Raw genomic sequence first — 17,096 nt, 5'->3', positions numbered from 1 at the left:
CTGGTTTAAAACGAGTTATACCACCACCCTTTTTCCTATAAGGTGTGAATTATATAATTCTGAGCTATAATTCTATAAGTACCTACATGTAGTTATACTTTATCTTTACTGTACTAAAAATAGTATTAACTAAAACTACAAAAACAAGATGAAAAAAGTTACTGTTTATTTAATGATGATGGTATTATCATTAAGTGTAATTCCAACCACAATTATTGCTGCTGAAAAAAATCCAACTACAGTATCAAACAATCCTAAAGAAGTACCTGCAGAGGTTAAAGTTTTACTTTCTCGTTTAGATGAAATAAAAATGATGGACAAATCTTCCATGAAATCTTCAGAGAAAAAAGCGCTTCGTAAAGAAGTTCGTGCTATTAAATCTGAGTTAGCATCAACTGGAAATGGTGTTTATTTATCTGTTGGTGCAATTATAATTGTTATCCTTTTATTGATTCTTTTATTGTAATCAGTTTTCGAAATAAAATTTAAAGAGAAGCTAGAATACTTCTCTTTTTTTATGAAAACCAGGAACCCAATTAAACGTTAATTATTAAAATTGGCACAGTTGTTGGCTTTACGTAAGAAATAGTAACATAAACTGTTACTATTACATAATTATTAATTAAATATTTGAAAAATGAAAACATTAAAATTAATCGCCGTTGGTATAATTCTTTTAGTATCAAGTGCAATACAAGCTCAGGTTTCTGTAAATGTAAATATCGGTTCACCTCCATCATGGGGACCTGTAGGATACTCTAACGTAGACTACTATTATTTGCCAGACGTTGAAGCCTATTATGATATTAGGGCTACACAATTTATTTATTTTGGTGGAGGAAAATGGATCCGATCCAGATATTTACCTGGACCGTATAGAAATTATAATTTATACAATGGATATAAAGTAGTCTTAAACGATTATCATGGTTCAAGACCGTATAGTAACTTTAAAAATCATAAAGTAAAATATTATAAAGGATACAAAGGCAAACCACAAAAATCTATAGGTTCAAACCGTAATAACAACCAAAAAGCATATAAAAGCAATGGTAATAAAGGTAACGGACATAGTAATGGAAATGGCAACGGTAATAACGGAAAAGGAAATAATGGCCATGGAAATGGAAAACATTAATACGTATTGATCTAAATTTAAAGAGAGTCCAAAATTGGGCTCTTTTTTTTTGCAATAAACCCTTATAAAAATCATTTTTATAAGGGTTTCATACCTTCTAACTTTTACCCAATTTTTATACTCCTAATCTTTAAAACATAAAAAACAATAGAATTAAAAATACTTTTTAAAATAAAATAACATCCTGTTTACTAAGCGTATATAAAAAATTCTTCTTGATAATTTATAAAATTTTGTAAAAAATTATTCTTATTATTCTTATATTTACACTAACAATATTGTTAAACCAAAAAACCATAAACAAGATGAAAAAAATCACCTTTTATTTAATGATGATGGTATTATCATTAACTGTTCTTCCATCCACAATTATTATTGCTGCTGAAAAAAATCCAACTACAGCATCAAACAATCCTAAAGAAATACCTGCAGAAGTTAAAGTTTTACTTTCTCGTTTAGATGAAATAAAAACGATGGACAAATCTTCCATGAAATCTTCAGAGAAAAAAGCGCTTCGTAAAGAAGTTCGTGCTATTAAATCTGAGCTAGCATCAACTGGAAACGGTGTTTACTTATCTGTTGGCGCAATAATTATTGTTATTCTTTTATTGATCCTTTTGGTATAATTTAATTTAAATAATATAAAAAAGAGAAGCCCTAAAAGCTTCTCTTTTTTGTTGGAGCAAGGAAAGTAAATAGATATTTAAATGTTAATTATTTTATATTGGCACAGTTGTTGGATTTACAAAAAAAGTATTACCCTAAACAGTAAACATAAAATTATAAATCTATTAAATATTTAAACAATGAGAACATTAAAATTAATCGCCGTAGGAATTATCCTTTTTGCTTCTAGTGCAATACACGCACAAGTTTCAGTAAGTTTAAATATAGGTTCAGCTCCATCTTGGGGTCCTGTAGGATATGCAGAAGCAGAATACTATTATTTGCCAGATGTTGAAGCTTATTACGATGTAAGAGCAACACAATTTATTTATTTTGGTGGAGGAAGATGGGTACGATCTAGATATTTACCCCGACAATACAGAAATTATGATTTGTACAGCGGATACAAAGTAGTATTGAATGATTATCATGGTTCAAGACCTTATAATAACTTTAATCATCATAAAGTAAAATATTACAGAGGATACCATGGTAGAGAACAAAGATCTATAGGTCACAATAATAACCGCAGACAATATGACCATAGACAATACGATAACCGTAGACAATATGATAACCGTAGAGTAGTTGATAATCGTAGAGACGATGATAATCGCAGACAAAATGATAATCATAGAGACAATAGAGACCGTGATCATGGAAATAATGGAAACGGACGCGGAAATGGAAATGGTCATGGAAGAGACTAATACCTGTAATTAAATATCACAAAGAATAGAAATAGAGAGAGCCAAAATTGGTTCTCTCTTTTTTTATTAAATCAAATTTTTATTTTAAAGAAAACCCAAAACATTTCAGAAAAAATTATTTAATTCCTACATTTGAAGCTATTGCAAATTAAATTTAAAAAAATGCAAAAAAAACACCTACAAACTATTGCCGTATTTCTTTTTTGTTTTCAAATAACAATTGCGCAACAACATCAAAAACCAAATGCAGTTGAAATTTACAATCAAATCCAAAAACTTAATTTTTTAGGTTCTGTACTTTATATAGCTGCTCACCCGGATGATGAAAATACCCGTTTGATTTCTTATTTATCAAATGAGACTAAAGCAAGAACTGGCTATTTATCTTTGACCCGAGGCGACGGAGGCCAAAATTTAATTGGTCCTCAATTACGGGAATTACTGGGTGTGATTCGTACTCAAGAACTCATAGAAGCTAGAAAAATTGATGGTGGAGAACAATTTTTTTCCCGTGCCAATGATTTTGGATATTCCAAAAACCCAACTGAAACATTAGAGATTTGGGACAAACAAAAAGTGCTTTCCGATATTGTCTGGGCAATCAGAAAATTTCAGCCTGATGTAATTATCAATCGTTTTGACCATCGTTCAGCAGGAACAACACACGGTCATCATACGGCATCAGCAATGCTGAGTGTAGAAAGTTTTGATTTAGCCAATAACCCCGCTATTTTTCCTGAACAATTAAAATCAGTTCAGCCTTGGCAAACGAAACGCCAGTTTTTTAATACGTCATGGTGGTTTTATGGTAGCAAAGAAAAATTTGATGCCGCCGATAAATCAAATTTATCAGAGATGCAAATTGGTACTTATTTTCCATCTATAGGAAAATCAAACCAAGAAATTGCAGCTTTAAGCCGCAGTCGCCACCAATCTCAAGGTTTTGGTAGTACCGGAAGTCGCGGTGAGGAAACAGAATATTTAGAATTTATAAATGGTGAAGCCTTAAAAAACAAATCGTCTCTGTTTGAAGGGATCGATACAAGTTGGAACCGAGTAAAAGGAGGAAAACCTATTGGAGAATTAGTAGCAACAATTGCTTCTGAATTTGACCATACCAATCCATCGGCTAGTATTCCCAATTTGGTTAAAGCCTATACCATGATGCAAGCATTGGATGAAAAACATTGGGTAACATTAAAATCTACAGCCATTAAAGAAATTATTGCGGCATGTTCCGGATTGTATCTGGAAGCAGTTGCCCAAAACCAAGAAGCAACTCCAGGCAGTATAGTTAAACTAAAGCTCGAAGCCATCAACAGAAGTGCCATTCCGATGCAATTAATAAGCATAACCACGTTGCCGGAACAAAAAAACACTCCGCAAAACCTGCCATTAAACAATAATATTCTAAAAAATAGTACTCTCGATGTACAATTACCGACAACCATAGACTACACTCAACCGTATTGGTTAAAAGAAAAAGGAACGATAGGCATGTATGCGGTTGAAGAACAAAAAAATATTGGTATTCCTGATATTATTCGTGTTGCAAAAGTGATTTTTAATATCCAGATCAATGGAGTTGAAATCCCTTTTGAACGAACCGCTATCTATAAATATAATGATGACGTAAAAGGCGAAATGTATAATTATTTAGATATTGTTCCTGAGATAACAACAGGTATTCTTGATAAAGTCTCGCTTTTTAAGGATAATAAAAATAAAACTGTAGCCGTAAAAATAAAAGCTGGAAAAGATGCAGTGAAAGGGAATATACAACTGGAATTACCCAATAATTGGGTGGTTTCACCAAAATTGATTCCATTTAATTTAGAAAAAAAGGGAATAGAACAAATCGTTTATTTTGAGGTAACTCCTCCAAATCAACCCGATGAAGCTGTAGCCAAAAGCGTTGCCATCATTGACAATATTCGATATGATAAAGACCAAATCATCATCGATTACAATCATATTACAAAACAACAGGTATTAAAACCGGCCGAAGCAAAATTTATCAAGCTGAATTTAAAAACCAACGAGGAAAAAATTGGCTACATTATGGGAGCTGGAGATGAAGTTCCTGAAAGCTTGACACAAATGGGTTATAAAGTAACACTTTTGAAAGCAGAAGAAATAACACCCGAAAAACTAGCTAGTCTTGATGTGGTTATTACTGGGGTAAGAGCTTATAATACCGTACACGCATTAGCCAATAAACAAAGTATTTTATTGGAATTTGTAAAAGAAGGAAAAACAATGCTGGTACAATACAATACTCCCGATGACATTGTTCCGGTAAATATTGCTCCCTTTTCTCTCAAAATTTCACGTGACAGAGTTACAGAAGAAAATGCTGAAGTTCGATTTTTAGCGCCTGATCATCCCATTATGAATTCACCAAATAAAATCACATCAAAAGATTTTGAAGGATGGAAACAGGAACAAGGATTGTATTACCCTAAAGAATTTGATAAAGCCTTCACACCTATTCTATCATCAAATGATAAAGGGGAAACACCAAAAGATGGCGCCTTATTAGTCGCTCCATACGGAAAAGGGTATTATATTTATACCGGTTTAAGTTTTTTTAGAGAATTACCTGAAGGCGTTCCTGGTGCTTTTAGATTATTATCAAATATGATTTCGCTAAAATCAGCCGTAACCATTCCTGCCGAAAAAATTAAGCCTTAAAAAATCAAAAAAATGGAATCAAAAAAAACAAAAACCTGGAAGAAAAACTATACTTGGGTCCTTGTAGCCAATGCCATTTATATTTTGATTTTTTATCTAATAATGGAATTATACTCTTAAATTATGCAACTATTCGATTGGATTATACTTATAGTCACTCTACTATTTATTGTCATTTATGGAGCCTGGAAAACCAGAGGAAGTAAAAATGTTGAAGATTTTATTCTTGGTGGTAATGAAACACCATGGTATGTAGTTGGGCTATCGGTCATGGCTACACAAGCCAGTGCCATTACTTTTCTTTCTACTCCTGGTCAAGCCTATCATGACGGAATGGGGTTCGTACAATTCTACTTTGGATTACCCATTGCCATGGTAGTTATTTGTGTAACTTTTATCCCTTTGTACCACAAATACAAAGTGTATACCGCTTATGAATACCTCGAAAAAAGGTTTGACTTACAGACACGTTCGCTTGCCGCTATACTTTTCCTGTTTCAAAGAGGTTTAGGAACTGGTCTTACCATTTATGCTCCAGCTATTATTTTGTCGGCAATATTGGGTTGGAACCTTACTATTATGAATATTATAATAGGTGTTTTGGTAATTATTTATACATTTTCCGGCGGAACAAAAGCAGTAAATGTGACTCAAAAACAGCAAATGTTTGTAATCATGTCTGGAATGTTAATCACGTTTTTCCTCATATTACATTATTTGCCAAATGATATGACTTTTACTAATGCTTTGCACATTGCTGGGGCAAATGATAAAATGAGTATTGTTAGTTTTTCAACTGATCCAGAAGAAAAATACACTTTTTGGAGTGGCATCACGGGAGGGTTTTTCCTGGCATTGGCTTATTTTGGTACTGATCAATCGCAAGTAGGACGCTATTTATCTGGAAAATCTGTTCGGGAAAGCCAAATGGGATTAATTATGAACGGTCTTTTAAAAGTTCCCATGCAATTTTTTATTTTGCTGACCGGAGTTATGGTTTTTGTTTTTTTCCAATTCAATCCAGTTCCTTTAAATTTTAATCCCAACAATAAAATAGCCATTGAGAAATCACAATTCAAAGATGAATATCATGTTTTAGAAAAAAAACTAGGCGCTTTATCCGAAGATAAAAAAGTGATTAATCTATTATATATCGAGCAGCTCAATCAGGATTATGATAATCCAATTCTTCGAAAAGAATTAATTGCATTATCCAACAAAGAAAAAGATTTGAGAGATCGTGCTAAAGAAATTATCCTAAAAGCCGACAGTAACAGTGAAACCAATGATAAAGATTATGTTTTTTTCCATTTTATCCTGAATTATTTACCAAAAGGACTTATTGGTTTATTACTTGCTGTAATTATTTCTGCAGCCATGTCTTCAACGGCATCTGGACTTAATGCTTTGGCATCAACAACTGCGATTGATATTTACAAACGTAATCTGAAAGACGAAAAATCAGAAAAGCATTATCTCAATGCTACAAAGTTTTTCACGCTGGTTTGGGGAATTATCGCCATTCTTTTTGCTTGTATTGGTACGCTTTTCGAAAATTTAATACAATTGGTAAACATTATAGGATCTATTTTCTATGGAACTGTTTTGGGTATTTTCTTGGTTGGTTTTTATATCAAACAAGTTCATGGCAAAGCCATTTTTAGCAGCGCAATAATAAGCCAATTAACCATTTTCATAATCTATTATTTCGCCATTTATGTCTACCCAAGCGGAGAAGAAAAACTGGGTTATTTATGGCTCAATTTTATCGGGGCATTGCTAACGATTCTAATTTCGTTGTTGCTGCAATGGACTATTTTTAGAAAACAAAAGGCTAACTAATTTTAAGAAAAGGCATGCATAAAAAATCCCGTCTCGGTAAAGACGGGATTTTTTTGTGAAAAATAGTTCGAATAATTAATTCTTACTCCACTCTGCTATACTTTCTTTATTCATTTTTACGTAGTCTTGATTTTTAGCCGCCTCTGCTGCTGCAAGCGATAATTTGGCTGTTTCAATAGCGCCTTTTTTATCCCCAAGCTTAGCTTGTATTAATGATTTCAATCTGCTATACCAAAACGGTTTTTCTGTACTCATATCCAAAGCTTTGTTTGTATAAACTAATGCTTTTGCATTATCACCATTCGATTGATATAAAAATTGTGCTGCAGAAAAATAATCTCCGGCAGTTGGACCGGCTAATGCTTTCTCTATGTTAGCAGTTGCTTTTTTCTGTGTAGGTACTTCAAATTTTAAAGCTGCATAAGAATTCTCCCAATAAATTTCTAAAAAAGCAAAATTATTATCTAAACCACTTATTCCTATAGTAAATGTTTCCACATTTTTTGAAAGCGTTTCAGGTTTAACAGTAGCTCTAAGTGCTACATTTTCTTCTTTCCATTCTTCTGGATTACCCCAGTTATCAGTGGTAGAATAAAATATTATTTCCCAACTTTCAATTTTCGGAATTGTATACAAAGCATATTTTCCTTTTTTCAAGGTTTTACCATCAATAACTACATCATCACTAAATGATATTGTTGAGTTTTCATTAGCTCCTGTTCTCCATACTTTTCCAAAAGGAATCAAATTACCAAAAACAGCTCTTCCTCTTGCACTTGGTCTTGAATAATTAATTTCTACATCTGTCAAACCTACTGTTTGCATGATTGTAGATTTCGGACTTGACTGAGGTGTTTTTACTTGTGCCTCAATGGTAAAATTTGCTATAATAATGGCAAATACAATGATTATTTTTTTCATATTATAAGTTTTTATGTTTCCAAATTTACAAATTCAGTTATTCCTAAATGTTAATTATTCCTTAATTTAGAATCAATATTCTTAACCTCATCAAAACCTAATTCATTGAAATGATTGATTACCACATCAGCCTCCGATAAATCTTGCGCCTCAGAATGAATACTGTTATAACCCACGCACAAAATCCCGGCAGCTTTAGCCGCTTTTATTCCATTGGTGCTGTCTTCAATAACGATACAGCTTTCTTTTGGTGCAATTGACAAACTTGCTGCATGCTCAAAAATAGCAGGATGCGGTTTTGATTTAGGAAAATCTTCGCCACTCACCAGATGGGTGAAATATTGATGTAGTTTAAAGCGACGAAAAACACGCTCAATAGTAACTTTTGAAGCTGAGGAAGCTAAAATCAATTGGACTCCATTTTCGTGTAATTCTTTGATTAAATTTTCAACACCCTCTAATAATTCCAAATCTTCTTTGCTATCAAAAGCATCATTAAAAATGGATCTTTTTCTCAAAATTAAATCCTCTACATCTTGTTCAAGATTAAATTTTTCTTTTAATTTCTGAAATATATTTCGAGTGGAATTTCCTGTAAATGAAGTATACAATTCTTCGGTAACAGCAACGTTCATTTCCTCAAATTGTTTGAAATAGGCATAACGGTGTACTGGTTCTGTGTCGACAATTACACCGTCCATGTCGAAAATTACTGTTTGTATCATTTTTTTTTTAAGATTAATTAGACTATTTAGATTAATTAGATTTTTAGAACTGAATACTAAAGTAAGCTCACAATAGCTGTTGGAAACTGATTACTGAACACTATTTTTTAAGTAAATACCGAATTACGGTTTCTGCGGCATACAAACCAAATAATCCTGGCATATAGCTATTCGTTCCGTAAAATGATTTTTTAAAATTAGAACCGTCGGTCATTTTTAAACTTGATTCATCCTGAATTTCAGAAGAAAATACCACTTTCAATTTATCAATTTTCACTTCTTTTAATCGTCTTCTGATTGTTTTTGCAAAGAAACAATTCACGGTATTCGTAATATCCGTCACCTTTACTTTGGAAGCTTCCATTTTACCGCCAGCACCCATACTGCTTATGATTTTCACTCTTTTTCTTTTGGCTGCAATAATCAAATTCAGTTTTGGAGTCACACTGTCAATACAATCCAATACATAATCAAATTCCTCCGAAATAATTTCGAAAGCACGCTCCGGCGAAAGAAACTCCTGCACGCGAGTCAATTTCAATTCTGGATTAATATCCATTAATCGGTCGCCTACAACCGTAACTTTGGGTTGTCCCACGGTAGAATGCAAGGCAGGTAATTGTCGGTTTATATTGGTAATATCAACTACATCACCATCTACAATTGTCATTTTCCCCACTCCTGCTCTCGCCAAAAATTCAGCTGCAAATGAACCTACACCTCCTAGTCCTACGACTAACACATTTGCATTTTGTAATTTATTTAAACCTTCTTTTTTAAATAAAAGTTCGGCTCTTTCTGTCCACTCTGCCATAATAAAAATTTATTCGTTAATTTGGTTATCTGTTTATTTGTTTAAAAATAGTATCAAAATTACTATTCACTTGTTTCTGAATTTCTTCTACCGAAATTCCTTTGTATTTTGCTGCCAAAGCATAAACGGTTGCCAAACTTTCTTCTGCAGTATCCGTTTCCAAGAAAAATCGATCATTCGGCATGCTTTTAAAAACCGTTTCCAACTCTGCATTTAACAATAAATATTTTCCAAACGAAATATAAAATCCGTTTTCCAATAACTGTTTCGCTAACTGTTCACTTTTGGAAAATCCATGAATAAGTATTGGAACAGTAATATTTAATTTTTTTGTGATTTCAATCAATTCCTGAAAAGCGGCAACACAATGAATCACAACTGGTTTCTGATATTTCTGTGCCAAAAGCAACTGCTTTTCGAACACTAACTGTTGCAATTCCATTGGAACTTCTATTCGTTTGTCCAGTCCACATTCGCCCAAAGCAAGACAACTTGGTTCTTGCAATTTACTTTCGATTATCGCAAAATCAGATTCAAGACGCTCCTCAACAATAAACCAGGGATGAATTCCTATGGAATAAAATGGGATTCTAGCATCAAATTCCCATGGATATTGATTGACTAACTCCAACACATCAGGTTGATTCGTAAATTTATGTGTATGTAAATTAAAGAACTTCATTAGTCGTGATTTTTTTTAACTCCTGCCTTTATTTCGATATTCAAATCGTTTTCCAAAGGCACTTTTGGACAAGAATATTTATGATTATAAGCACAATATGGATTGTAAGAGGTATTAAAATCAATTACAATTGTATCATCTTTTGGGATTCTCAAATCGATATATTTTCCACCTATATAACTTTCATTACCCGAAGTCAAATCAGAAAACGGTAAAAACAAATAGTCTTTATAGCCTGGCTTTTTCGAAAGCTCAATGTTTTTGTACACATTCAATTTTAGTTCTTTTCCATCAATCATAAAGAGAACTTCTCCGTATTTTACATACAACGGTTTTCTGTCCGTAGAGGTTTTCATCGCAAATGGTTTTTCTTTTTTTGTTCTTACAAATTTAGCAATCACAAAAAACTGCTCATTGGCAGGATAAAAATCCAACGTTTTGAATACAGCTAAATCCTCGGTTGTCAGAGGACTGGTTTTCACATCTGCGTATTCAGTATTTAAATCCTTTTGAAATTTGGCAACAGCCGAAACATCAAATTTTTCTTGGCCAAAGCCTAAACTAAACTGCACTAAAAAAACTAAAGCGAAGAACATTCTCATTTTTATAATTTTAAGCAAAAATAGTTTAAAAGTTACAATGCTACAAAGACCCATCGCTACAAAGTTTTCTACCTTTGCTAAATTAGAACTTTATATATGATCCAAACCGCTTTCCAACGCTACATTAATAATTTTAAAGGATTCACAAGAGAAGTGTGGATTCTTACTTTGATTACTTTTATCAATCGCGCCGGTACGATGGTTTTGCCTTTTCTATCTAAATATTTGAAAGAAGATTTACATCTTTCCTATGCACAAGTGGGATGGATTATGGTTGCTTTTGGTTTTGGATCCATGCTGGGTTCCTGGATGGGTGGCAAATTATCTGATAAAATTGGGTTTTATAAAATCATGGTTTTCAGCTTATTTACCAGTGGAATCCTATTGTTCTTAGTGCAATACATTCGTACTTTTTGGGGATTGTGTATTGGAATGTTTGTTATCATGACAGTGGCCGATATGTTCCGTCCGGCTATGTTTGTTTCCCTTGGCACGTATGCCAAACCTGAAAATCGTACCAGAGCATTAACATTAGTGCGATTGGCGGTTAATCTAGGTTTTACTGCAGGACCTGCTTTGGGCGGTTTAATCATCATGAATTTAGGATATAGCGGGCTTTTTTGGGTAGATGGGAGTTCTTGTATTGTATCGATTTTAATTTTTACGTTATTGGTAAAAGAGCGTAAAAAACCTGCCGATTTAAATGTCGAACCTAGTATAGCAGAAATACCTGCTTCTGTTTTCAAAGACAAAATATTCTGGACTTTTCTATTTGTTTGTTTTATTACAGCAATGCTTTTCTTTCAGCTTTTCACCACTTTACCATTGTATCACAATGAAAAATTTGGACTTACGGAATTTCAAAGTGGACTTTTATTATCATTAAACGGATTGCTAATTTTCTTTCTGGAAATGCCAATTGTGAGCATCAGCCAAAGAAAAAATATTGATAAACTCAAAATTATCCTTTGGGGTTCATTGCTTATGGCCCTTAGTTTCTATGTTTTAATGATCAATACTTGGGCTGGAATCCTAATTATCAGCATCCTTTTTATCACTTTTGGTGAAATGTTTATCTTCCCGTTTTCGAATTCATTTGCCCTAAGCAGGGCGCCAAAAGGACATGAAGGCCGCTACATGGCTTTGTTTACCATGAGTTTCAGCTTAGCACATATTGCGAGTTCAAAAACCGGACTTGAAATCATTGCCCATTTTGGTTATCAAACTAATTGGTTTGTCATGGGTACTTTGGGTATTCTTTCCGTTTCAGGTTGTATTTGGCTGCAAAAACTAGTTCAAATAGAACAAAAATAATCTTGTTTTAATTCTTTGGGCGTGACCGCCTTGATAAAAGGGGCAAACTAACTAGCTGGTTATACTGCCCCTTTTATCAAGGCGGTCTGGCTATACGCGCTACTTCGGTAGCTTGCTCTTATCCTTCACGCAGCCTCATTTTCAGAATAACGCATCTGAAAATCAGGAGTTTTTATCTTTCCAAATTAACTTTATAAACAAGTCAAAAAGCATCTAAAAACTAAAAAATTAGTTAAATAACTATATTTATAGTTTTATAACTAAAAAAATAGTTATACATTTGATTCAAATAAAAAAATCATGCAAAAGTTAACCAATAAAGAAGAAGAAATCATGCACATTTTATGGAAGCTCAAAAAAGCTTTTGTAAAAGAAGTCATGACCGAAATTACCGAAGAACAACCTCATTACAACACGCTTTCCACTATTGTGCGCAATCTGGAAGAAAAAGGGTTTGTTTCTCACAATGCCTTTGGAAACACGCATCAATACTACCCTATCGTTAGTTTAGAAGAGTACAGAAAGCGTTTCATGAATACGGCAATCGACAATTACTTTAATAGTTCGTATAAAAACATGGTCTCCTTTTTTGCCAAAGAAGAAAAAATTTCTGCAGCCGAATTACGGGAGATTCTAACCATGATTGAAAATCAAGAAGAAAAGAAATAATTCTTTATAAAGAGTAGTTTTTAAAAGCGGAAAAAAAGTAATAAACTAATATATATAGCGTATGGAAGCACTGTTTATTTATCTCATCAAATCCAGTGGACTAATCGTCCTATTTTATTTAGCCTATTTTTTAATGCTGCGAAAAGAAACCTTTTTCAAAAGCAATCGTTGGTTTTTATTGGCTGGATTAATTACTTCCGTTCTTTTACCATTTGTTTTTATCACAAAAATAATCTGGGTAGAACCGGCTGCAACTCCTATTAATTGGTCAAATGTTTCCATGACGAATTATACAGAGGAAAAAACATTCGAAGATTATTTACCAATGCTTACAGCTCTTGCTTACGGAATTGGAATGCTGCTTTTACTGACAAAATTTGCCTTTGATTTTTATAGTTTGAATACTGTTCTAAAAGGAAAATCCATTCAGCAACAAGCCGATTTTAAATTTATAGATACTAACGAAAATGTAGCGCCATTTTCCTATTTCAATACCATCGTTTACAATTCGGCTTTATACACCGCTTCCGAATTAGAAAATATTTTGGAGCATGAAAAAGTACACAGCGAACAAAATCACACCATTGATGTGTTGATTTCGAGATTGTTTTGTATTGTATTTTGGTTCAATCCATTCATCTGGCTGTACAAAAAAGCAATGCTACAAAACCTTGAATTCATTGCAGACAACGAAGCCACAAAGAAAATATCCGACAAAAAAGCCTATCAAATCACGCTTTTAAAAATAACAACACACGAGAATTGTGTTGCCATCACCAATCCTTTTTATCAATCATTAATCAAAAAACGAATCGTTATGTTAAACAAAAATCAATCAAAAAAATGGAATTCCTGGAAGTATGCTTTAGTGCTTCCTGTATTAGTCGCGTTTGTATTCTTATTCCAAATCAAAACCATTGCGCAGGAAAAAACGAATGAGAATGTGTCAAAAAGTGTACCGGATGTCGTTACAACGATTAACAAGAATTTTTCAGATGAAGAATTAAAAAAGAAAGCCGAATTTTTCAAAAAAGAATTTAATTGCGATTTAGTATTTTCTGAAATAGAACGCAATTCAAGTAATGAAATCACAGGAATCACAGTCAATTACAATGGAAATTTATATGGCAATGGAACATATAAGCAACATAGCAATAGCACAATAAAAGATATTTACATCAAGCATGAAGGAGGTAAAATTAATATCAGTGATGCCGAAATCGATCCGAAAATTAAAAATGATAAAATAACCTCATTATCAGATAAAACACTTTCTATTGACAAAGAAATCTTTATTAATGGAGAGAAAGTAAGTCAAAAGGATTTGGATGCATTAAATCCAGATGAAATTGCAACTATGGATGTCAATAAGAATAAAGACAAACAAGAAATCCGAATAATTACAAATAAGCACGCCAAAACGTTTAATGAGAATGAGATTTATATCAATGGTCAAAAAGTAACTCAAAATGAATTAAACCTTTTAGATCAAAATACAATTGACAAAATGGATGTCAATAAAAAAGAAAAAACAATTAGAATAGTTACCAAAACCAGAACTCAAACTTTTAATGATAAAGATATTCCAACTCCTCCTGTTCCACCAAAATTTCCTGACGGACCAATACCAAACCTCCCTGAAATTGACATGTCAAAAATGCCAACTCCACCAGTTCATCCAGCTAATGCAAATAACAAAAAGGCGATAATACAGTTTAAAAAAGAGATGAAGGAATTTGAAGCTAAAATGGAAGCTTTTGAGCCAGATTCCAGTGCTCATGAAAAAGCAATTGAAGACGAAATGGCAAAACGAGCAGCTATATTCGAAAAACAAATGGACGAATATCAAGATGCTATGGAGCGATATAGAGAGAGTGCAGTAAAAAAATAACACTCCCATAAATAACCCAAAAAGACGGTTTCTCTCAAGACCGTCTTTTTTTATATCTTTGAAAAAACTTAACTATGTTTAAAATCTTAGCTCAAATCAACAAAGTCATTCTTCCAAGTTTCACCAAACAGAGATTGGATTTGGCTAAAGCCAAGAAATGGCAAATGGCAATAATTGGTTATAGATATTATGTAACAACCCGTGCTTTAATCAGTAAGTAATAGCTGCAAAAATCTCGTTCCCTTTAATTTTTGCTCTTCCGTTTAGGAAAGTCAGTTCCATCAGGAAATTACATTGTACAATTTTACCACCCAATCTTTCGACCAACTCACAAACCGCTTTTGCTGTTCCTCCAGTTGCCAAAACATCATCGTGAATCAGAATTCGGTCTCCTTTTTGAATCGCATCGATATGAATTTCTAAAGTATCCGTTCCATATTCTAAATCATAGGTCGCTGAAATGGTTTCATAAGGTAACTTATTAGGTTTTCGAACCGGAATAAAACCAACATTTAATTCTTGTGCGATAAGCATTCCAAAGAAAAAACCTCGACTCTCCACTCCTATTACCTTGTCTATTTTTTTATCTTTAAGTGATGAAACCAATATTTCAAGGCATTTATTCCTCGCTTGTGGGTCAATTAGTAAAGGGGTAATGTCTTTAAACAAAATTCCTTCTTTTGGAAAACCCTGAATATCACGGATGTAATTCTTAAGAGGCATATTTTTTTATTTTTTTATAAATTTAGACTTGCAAATTACACAATTATAACTATATTTGCACCCGCAATAAGGCGCTTTAATAAGCTCTTACAATAGCAAAAAGGCCTTGTGGCGCAACTGAATAGCGCACTTGATTACGGCTCAAGAGGTTACTGGTTTGAATCCAGTCAAGGTCACAAAAGTTGTTTTTTTTCAACTTTAAAAATTACTAAAGCCCCAGTTCTACTGGGGTTTTTTCTTTTTATATCCTATCATTACATACCATCTTTTACCAAAATAATTACCCCTAATCTTACCCCCCTTTATTATTATAAAATTTATTTCACAAATTCTATCTAAAAAAATCGTTTTTTCAAATTTAGATAAAACTTTCTCTACGATTGGGTAACAAATTCATAATGTCTAAAATTCATAACTAATTGATAATTAAACAAGTCAGTTTTCGCCGGAATCGTGGTAACCTGTGAAGCGGAAGATCCATTAATTAACAAATGTAAAATATCAATATTGTTTGTTCCAATTAGAGTAAATAGTTGGAACATTTTTATTTAATGTCTTGTCATGTCTTGTCGCTATGCGTTCATATTATTGCATTTAAAACAATTAATATGGATAAGACAAATCACAAAATCAGCAAAAAGCTATTCGAAAAACCATTATATGCCTCGGTAAATACCTTTATTTACCAAGGTTTGATGGTAAATTCTTCAAAACTATTCTATAGTTATTTGGGTCAAATTCCAAATATCTATGATGTAGACAAAATCGACGATAAAAAACTTAGATGTGATGTAATAATAGGCGTTTTTGGAAAGGTAATACATCAAATTACACAAGAAGAATTTGATGCAGTAACACAATTGGATACACTAAATAGTCACATTTTTTTTTTGGAATCTGATATTTTGATAAATGTTTCAAATGAAAGCACGATGCTTTATTTTACGGAACAAAACAGAAACGAAGCACTTCGCATTTTCGAGGAACTCAAAAAATACAAGATTAAACGAAAAAAAACGACCGAAATTAGCTTAATCATAATGGGAAACTCTGGATTGGTAACCCAAGCAATTGCAATTAAAAAACCGAAAATTGACTTCAGTCTGCATTATAATGAAGACTTTTCTACTATTCATAGAGGAATAGTAAATAACATAAACAAATCGAATACAAACGGACTGTACCTTTTTCATGGGCATCCTGGAACAGGAAAAACTACTTATATCAAATATTTAATACACCAAATCCACAAAAAAGTAATCTTCCTTTCCACAAAAATGGCAGGAGAACTTGACAATGTAGCAATGACACCTTTTTTACTGCAAAACAGAAATGCAGTTATTGTTATTGAAGATGCTGAAGAGTTGATTACTTCTCGGGATGAGGTGCGAAATTCAAATCTCTCTATGCTGCTTAATCTAACGGATGGTTTGTTGGGCGAAAGTTTAGGGATCCAAATCATAGCTACCTTTAATACAGATGTCAAAAATATTGACAAAGCACTTTTACGTAAAGGAAGACTTTCCACTATTTACGAATTCAAACCTCTTGCTCTTGATAGAACTAACGCATTATTGAACAAATTGAACCATCAGATTAAAGTGACTCATCCATTACCCGTTGCCGATATTTTTAATTTTGATAGTAGTAATAATTATAAACCTAAACTGAAAAAAGCAGTTGGTTTCGGAAACTAAAAATAATA

Annotated in this window: 17 protein-coding genes and 1 tRNA gene; 12 read left to right on the top strand and 6 right to left on the bottom strand. The window is 32.9% G+C overall.

Annotated elements, in window-relative coordinates; translation table 11 throughout:
• Window positions 1-148: 148 nt before the first annotated feature.
• From ACM55F_RS05020 to ACM55F_RS04995, 6 genes are all read left to right on the top strand, one after another.
• The gene (locus ACM55F_RS05020) at window positions 149-466 is read left to right on the top strand and encodes a hypothetical protein (protein ID WP_416852644.1); all 318 of its coding nucleotides are present in this window, start codon (window positions 149-151) and stop codon (window positions 464-466) included.
• A 171-nt stretch (window positions 467-637) separates the two neighbouring features.
• Window positions 638-1,138 (top strand): hypothetical protein, encoded by a 501-nt coding sequence (locus tag ACM55F_RS05015; protein WP_416852643.1) that lies wholly within the window; start codon window positions 638-640, stop codon window positions 1,136-1,138.
• A 305-nt stretch (window positions 1,139-1,443) separates the two neighbouring features.
• The gene (locus ACM55F_RS05010) at window positions 1,444-1,764 is read left to right on the top strand and encodes a hypothetical protein (protein ID WP_416852642.1); all 321 of its coding nucleotides are present in this window, start codon (window positions 1,444-1,446) and stop codon (window positions 1,762-1,764) included.
• A gap of 180 nt (window positions 1,765-1,944) precedes the next feature.
• Window positions 1,945-2,514 carry a hypothetical protein gene (locus ACM55F_RS05005; protein ID WP_416852641.1) on the top strand — a complete coding sequence of 190 codons (570 nt, stop codon included), beginning with the start codon at window positions 1,945-1,947 and terminating at the stop codon, window positions 2,512-2,514.
• Window positions 2,515-2,676: 162 nt separating this feature from the next.
• Window positions 2,677-5,208 (top strand): PIG-L family deacetylase, encoded by a 2,532-nt coding sequence (locus ACM55F_RS05000; protein ID WP_416852639.1) that lies wholly within the window; start codon window positions 2,677-2,679, stop codon window positions 5,206-5,208.
• Between the two features lie 123 nt (window positions 5,209-5,331).
• Window positions 5,332-7,050, top strand: coding sequence for a sodium:solute symporter family protein (locus ACM55F_RS04995; RefSeq protein ID WP_416852638.1), 1,719 nt, complete (start codon window positions 5,332-5,334; stop codon window positions 7,048-7,050).
• 75 nt (window positions 7,051-7,125) lie between these two features.
• Here ACM55F_RS04995 and ACM55F_RS04990 read toward each other — a convergent pair whose 3' ends face one another.
• The 5 genes from ACM55F_RS04990 to ACM55F_RS04970 all read right to left on the bottom strand — a co-directional run bounded on the left by ACM55F_RS04990 (window position 7,126) and on the right by ACM55F_RS04970 (window position 10,794).
• Window positions 7,126-7,971 (bottom strand): DUF2911 domain-containing protein, encoded by an 846-nt coding sequence (locus ACM55F_RS04990; protein ID WP_416852637.1) that lies wholly within the window; start codon window positions 7,969-7,971, stop codon window positions 7,126-7,128.
• Between the two features lie 50 nt (window positions 7,972-8,021).
• A complete protein-coding gene (locus tag ACM55F_RS04985; RefSeq protein WP_416852636.1) occupies window positions 8,022-8,696 on the bottom strand; it encodes an HAD family hydrolase in 675 nt (224 codons plus the stop codon).
• 100 nt (window positions 8,697-8,796) lie between these two features.
• Complete coding sequence (locus tag ACM55F_RS04980) at window positions 8,797-9,510, bottom strand: tRNA threonylcarbamoyladenosine dehydratase (RefSeq protein ID WP_416845126.1); 714 nt, start codon at window positions 9,508-9,510, stop codon at window positions 8,797-8,799.
• Between the two features lie 25 nt (window positions 9,511-9,535).
• Window positions 9,536-10,192: a TatD family hydrolase gene (locus ACM55F_RS04975; RefSeq protein ID WP_416852635.1), complete on the bottom strand. Its 657-nt coding sequence runs from the start codon at window positions 10,190-10,192 to the stop codon at window positions 9,536-9,538.
• A complete protein-coding gene (locus tag ACM55F_RS04970; protein ID WP_416852634.1) occupies window positions 10,192-10,794 on the bottom strand; it encodes a DUF1684 domain-containing protein in 603 nt (200 codons plus the stop codon). The genes ACM55F_RS04975 and ACM55F_RS04970 overlap by 1 nt, the downstream gene beginning before the upstream one ends.
• A gap of 96 nt (window positions 10,795-10,890) precedes the next feature.
• Here ACM55F_RS04970 and ACM55F_RS04965 point away from each other — a divergent pair, with 96 nt between their 5' ends.
• From ACM55F_RS04965 to ACM55F_RS04950, 4 genes are all read left to right on the top strand, one after another.
• Window positions 10,891-12,108, top strand: a complete 1,218-nt coding sequence (locus ACM55F_RS04965; protein ID WP_416852633.1) for an MDR family MFS transporter — start codon at window positions 10,891-10,893, stop codon at window positions 12,106-12,108.
• A 300-nt stretch (window positions 12,109-12,408) separates the two neighbouring features.
• Window positions 12,409-12,777 carry a BlaI/MecI/CopY family transcriptional regulator gene (locus tag ACM55F_RS04960; RefSeq protein ID WP_416852632.1) on the top strand — a complete coding sequence of 123 codons (369 nt, stop codon included), beginning with the start codon at window positions 12,409-12,411 and terminating at the stop codon, window positions 12,775-12,777.
• Between the two features lie 61 nt (window positions 12,778-12,838).
• Window positions 12,839-14,668 carry a M56 family metallopeptidase gene (locus ACM55F_RS04955; RefSeq protein ID WP_416852631.1) on the top strand — a complete coding sequence of 610 codons (1,830 nt, stop codon included), beginning with the start codon at window positions 12,839-12,841 and terminating at the stop codon, window positions 14,666-14,668.
• A 74-nt stretch (window positions 14,669-14,742) separates the two neighbouring features.
• On the top strand, window positions 14,743-14,889 hold the full coding sequence (locus tag ACM55F_RS04950; RefSeq protein ID WP_416852630.1) for an SsrA-binding protein: 147 nt from the start codon (window positions 14,743-14,745) through the stop codon (window positions 14,887-14,889).
• Here ACM55F_RS04950 and ACM55F_RS04945 read toward each other — a convergent pair.
• Window positions 14,879-15,391: an adenine phosphoribosyltransferase gene (locus ACM55F_RS04945; RefSeq protein WP_416852628.1), complete on the bottom strand. Its 513-nt coding sequence runs from the start codon at window positions 15,389-15,391 to the stop codon at window positions 14,879-14,881. The two genes, ACM55F_RS04950 and ACM55F_RS04945, sit on opposite strands and share 11 nt — an antisense overlap.
• Window positions 15,392-15,493: 102 nt before the next feature.
• Here ACM55F_RS04945 and ACM55F_RS04940 point away from each other — a divergent pair.
• Both ACM55F_RS04940 and ACM55F_RS04935 read left to right on the top strand, forming a co-directional pair.
• Window positions 15,494-15,567 (top strand) — tRNA-Arg (locus ACM55F_RS04940).
• Between the two features lie 432 nt (window positions 15,568-15,999).
• On the top strand, window positions 16,000-17,088 hold the full coding sequence (locus ACM55F_RS04935) for an AAA family ATPase (RefSeq protein WP_416852627.1): 1,089 nt from the start codon (window positions 16,000-16,002) through the stop codon (window positions 17,086-17,088).
• Window positions 17,089-17,096: the final 8 nt, after the last annotated feature.

The organism is Flavobacterium melibiosi, assembly GCF_048158545.1.
Lineage (GTDB): Bacteria > Bacteroidota > Bacteroidia > Flavobacteriales > Flavobacteriaceae > Flavobacterium > Flavobacterium melibiosi.
The sequence above is the reverse complement of the archived record's forward strand: the minus strand, read 5'-3'. Positions and strand labels throughout refer to the sequence as shown.

Excerpts from the sequence above, each read along its gene's own strand:
- ACM55F_RS04935 (WP_416852627.1), top strand. The coding sequence starts at position 16,000 with ATGGATAAGACAAATCACAAAATCAGCAAAAAGCTATTCGAAAAACCA.
- ACM55F_RS04955 (WP_416852631.1), top strand. The coding sequence starts at position 12,839 with ATGGAAGCACTGTTTATTTATCTCATCAAATCCAGTGGACTAATCGTC.
- ACM55F_RS04965 (WP_416852633.1), top strand. The coding sequence starts at position 10,891 with ATGATCCAAACCGCTTTCCAACGCTACATTAATAATTTTAAAGGATTC.
- ACM55F_RS04950 (WP_416852630.1), top strand. The coding sequence starts at position 14,743 with ATGTTTAAAATCTTAGCTCAAATCAACAAAGTCATTCTTCCAAGTTTC.
- ACM55F_RS05005 (WP_416852641.1), top strand. The coding sequence starts at position 1,945 with ATGAGAACATTAAAATTAATCGCCGTAGGAATTATCCTTTTTGCTTCT.
- ACM55F_RS04990 (WP_416852637.1), bottom strand. The coding sequence starts at position 7,971 with ATGAAAAAAATAATCATTGTATTTGCCATTATTATAGCAAATTTTACC.
- ACM55F_RS05020 (WP_416852644.1), top strand. The coding sequence starts at position 149 with ATGAAAAAAGTTACTGTTTATTTAATGATGATGGTATTATCATTAAGT.
- ACM55F_RS04975 (WP_416852635.1), bottom strand. The coding sequence starts at position 10,192 with ATGAAGTTCTTTAATTTACATACACATAAATTTACGAATCAACCTGAT.
- ACM55F_RS05010 (WP_416852642.1), top strand. The coding sequence starts at position 1,444 with ATGAAAAAAATCACCTTTTATTTAATGATGATGGTATTATCATTAACT.
- ACM55F_RS04985 (WP_416852636.1), bottom strand. The coding sequence starts at position 8,696 with ATGATACAAACAGTAATTTTCGACATGGACGGTGTAATTGTCGACACA.
- ACM55F_RS04995 (WP_416852638.1), top strand. The coding sequence starts at position 5,332 with ATGCAACTATTCGATTGGATTATACTTATAGTCACTCTACTATTTATT.
- ACM55F_RS04945 (WP_416852628.1), bottom strand. The coding sequence starts at position 15,391 with ATGCCTCTTAAGAATTACATCCGTGATATTCAGGGTTTTCCAAAAGAA.
- ACM55F_RS04970 (WP_416852634.1), bottom strand. The coding sequence starts at position 10,794 with ATGAGAATGTTCTTCGCTTTAGTTTTTTTAGTGCAGTTTAGTTTAGGC.
- ACM55F_RS04960 (WP_416852632.1), top strand. The coding sequence starts at position 12,409 with ATGCAAAAGTTAACCAATAAAGAAGAAGAAATCATGCACATTTTATGG.
- ACM55F_RS05015 (WP_416852643.1), top strand. The coding sequence starts at position 638 with ATGAAAACATTAAAATTAATCGCCGTTGGTATAATTCTTTTAGTATCA.
- ACM55F_RS05000 (WP_416852639.1), top strand. The coding sequence starts at position 2,677 with ATGCAAAAAAAACACCTACAAACTATTGCCGTATTTCTTTTTTGTTTT.
- ACM55F_RS04980 (WP_416845126.1), bottom strand. The coding sequence starts at position 9,510 with ATGGCAGAGTGGACAGAAAGAGCCGAACTTTTATTTAAAAAAGAAGGT.